The organism is Rhizobium mongolense USDA 1844, assembly GCF_000419765.1.
GTDB classification, from domain to species: Bacteria; Pseudomonadota; Alphaproteobacteria; order Rhizobiales; family Rhizobiaceae; genus Rhizobium; species Rhizobium mongolense.
On record NZ_ATTQ01000077.1, the window covers coordinates 1 to 3,215 of the forward strand.

Annotated in this window: 2 protein-coding genes; both read left to right on the forward strand. The window is 56.0% G+C overall.

Features of this window, described 5'->3' with window-relative positions; translation table 11 throughout:
* The first annotated feature begins 618 nt into the window (after window positions 1–618).
* Complete coding sequence (locus tag A3C3_RS0137100; protein ID WP_022719498.1) at window positions 619–1,164, forward strand: VOC family protein; 546 nt, start codon at window positions 619–621, stop codon at window positions 1,162–1,164.
* A 903-nt stretch (window positions 1,165–2,067) separates the two neighbouring features.
* The coding region (locus A3C3_RS0137105; protein WP_198019878.1) for an aminotransferase-like domain-containing protein at window positions 2,068–3,215 on the forward strand (1,148 nt) is incomplete at its 3' end.

Sequence of the window (3,215 nt, forward strand, 5' to 3'; positions counted from 1 at the left end):
ACGTCGGAAAGCTTTCCTTGATTGCCGGGTGCTTTGCCATTGATGAGCCCTGACGGGCCACGCGCATTGAAGCGAATAACCCAGTCGCGGACAATCTTTGCCAGATCCACCCCGATCATCGTATCCTTCATCCGCCGTCCTCTCTGCTCTGTGGCCTACACCACATCATCTTGGCACACTGCGATGCCGTTAGGGGAGGACGGCAACCACCCCATCTTGTTCTGCACCCTATCTGTCTATTGAGCTCTTCGAGCGGGATTTCTGCTTTTGTAATTTGCCGTCGCGAGCTCCCGCGGCTGGGGTGTTAATGAGGGTCGATATGCGTCGCGTTGATCTATATCAATGCTCAACCGACCCATTAGGGAATATGATCGCCTGTCCCGGTTCTAGGATCCAACGGTACGATATTAGCCGCGGAAGGCGCTCGGCTACCCCCCGAATGCGAGATTCGTGACGATGGTGACCGCAATATCATAGTTGAGCCTGCTTGGAACCGGGCTGGTCCCACCCGGTGGGGCGGGCGAAAGAGATGACACATATGTCACTATTCTGGCCCAACCTACAGCAAACCATGCAGTCGAGACTCCAAATGCGTTATCTAAAGAGAAGGAGGTTGAAATGAGTGATCCCGTAACCGCGTCATTTGACAGCGCATCGCCAGATACCACACCGGTGGATGACCACACTAACCTGCGATTTCGTGGGATCGACCACATCGCTTTGGCCGTTCATAGACTTGAAGACGCTATTCATTTGTTTCAAGGTGTACTTGGTTTTAACCTCAGGCGCCGATTCCAGATAAAGGGCAAAAAGACTGGTATGGTGTGCGCGGACATGGTTCGCGACGGGATGTGCTTTGTACTTTGTCAAGGCACAGAACCAGAGTCGCAGGTGTCCCAACTTGTCGAGAATTTTGGGGTAGGTCTAGCCCATGTCGCGCTGGCTGTGGACGATGTGTCGGCGATGGTCGAGACCCTCAAGAAGCGAGGGCTGTCGTTCGACACAGCCGTAATAAACGGACCGGGCCTAACACAGGCGTTCTCTTCGCGATGCCCTAACACTGGCGTGAGCATCGAACTTGTACATCGGAACGGCGAGGAAGGATTTCTCGACGATAACGTCCAAGAGCTTTTTGAGCAGTTGGAGCAGTCCGGGAAATACTGAGCGAACGTGGACGGTTCCAGTCCCCAACGTGTAGGCGGCCGCGGAATGCATGATTGTATTGCGGTCACGATCGATCAGATTCAGCCATTGTGTGCGACCTGTAATCCGCGGCATCGATGCCACTAGCCATGCGAAGTCCGCCGATGGAGAGGCCGCACGCAAAATGTGCATCGGGCTAGCGGCATGACGGTTGCGGCACCGATCACCAGCAACGGTAGGATGATGCGATCGCCCCTTTGCTGCGCGGGCCAAGCCGACCACGTCCGGCTCCGCTGTGTTGCCGAGCGGCAGACCGGCCAGACGCGAGCTGTCTCGCCGATTTGAACTGTGCAGGACTCTCCCGCCGATGCTGCGATCGCCGATCCATAAAAGAACCACCGGGAATGGTAGGCGGCTGTATCGATGTGCACAATAATTTGGGCGGATGCCGAGGCCATGTGCGAAGCGCCGCCTGGTGGTTTATTCCGGTCGAGAGTTTCAAGCATCAGGCACCGCCATGGTGTCGAAGGTGCCTTATCTGCTGGTGGCGGAAAGGCAGGAGATACTGTCGCTCAGCCACCGGCAGCGGAAGGAGTCCTGCAACCGCGAACTACGGAAGACGAGCAGTCAAGTCCAGTATATCGGGCCAAATCTGGACCGCCCGATCTTGGACGATGTCAGACACTCGTCATGGCAGTTTGACAGCTACCACCTTGTTTATACGTGTTTTTCTCCCTTGGCACGGGAATTGCGTGGCCCTCCCACAATCAGAGTAGGAGCAATGTCGATGATCACACTCGCCAATCGTCAGACGGCTGTTTGTGGAACCGCTCTAGCCCGTGTCGCTGGTTTTGACGGAATGCTGCTGTTGAGCCCACACTGGTGTGATCCTCACTTTTCCAATGGTTCTGCGCGGGGTCCATGATGGATTATATGCCGAAAACGTCGGTAATGAACTTCTTAAACGAGGTCTCGGGTTCGTTTCCGTCAGCGATTTCCCTGGCCTCTGGCAGACCAAGTGATCGGTTCTTCAATAGGCTCGACCCCCAGGCGCTGTTGAATGCGCTAGTCGTGTATGAACGGTATTCAGCCGGCGATCACGGAGGTGGGCAAGTACACTCTCAGTTGTTGCAGTATGGACGAACTGCCGGCATCATCAGCGAGATCGTTGCACAACAGGTTCGATCCGATGAGGGGGTTCCCGCGAGGACTGATCGCGTACTAATCACGTCAGGCTGCCAGGAGGCGCTTGCTGTCTGCCTGCCGGCACTGTGTCCCAAACCTTCGGACGTGCTCCTGGTCTGCAACCCCACCTACGTTGGGACAACCGGTGCAGCTGCCGCTACACGGGTCGCCGTTTCAGCGCTGCGCAACTCAGAACTTGGCATTGCCGAGGCAATCGAATTCGCAGTGCTGCAGTTGCGCCGGCAAGGTCGGAGGGCTCGCGCTCTATACCTTATTCCCGATTTTGATAATCCGACTGGGCGCGTCCTCGACACGCCCGCACGACGCGATATCCTTCAAGTGTGCGACAGACATCGGATCATCGTTCTGGAGGACAATCCATACGGGCAATTTCGGTATGAAGGAGACGCGATCCCTCCGATGGCCGCTTTGGACGAGGCCGGAAGTGTTATCTACCTCTCGACTTTCTCCAAGACGCTAGCCCCATCTCTCCGCGTGGGAGCTGCGATACTGCCCGAGACGATATTTGGAGACGCGGGAGCTTGCCGGTTACTTTGGGAAGATCTGGTTCAGCGCAAGAGTTTCGTTACCCTCAATACGAGCCAAATTACACAAGCGATCGTGGCAGGGCTGTTGATCGAACAGGGGGGAAGCTTGCGTGATTGGATACGGCCGGCGCTGGATTGGTATCGTGCCAATCGCGACGTTATGTTGTGTCAGCTGAACCGTGTGTTTTCGCCTTTCGCGGATCAGATTCGATGGAATCGCCCCTCTGGCGGCTTCTTCCTGACCCTTGATCTTCCTTTCAGATTTGGGGCGGAGAGCGTGGACGAGTGTGCAAGGCGTGACAATGTCATCGTTATGCCCATGAGCTTCTTCGCGTCGGA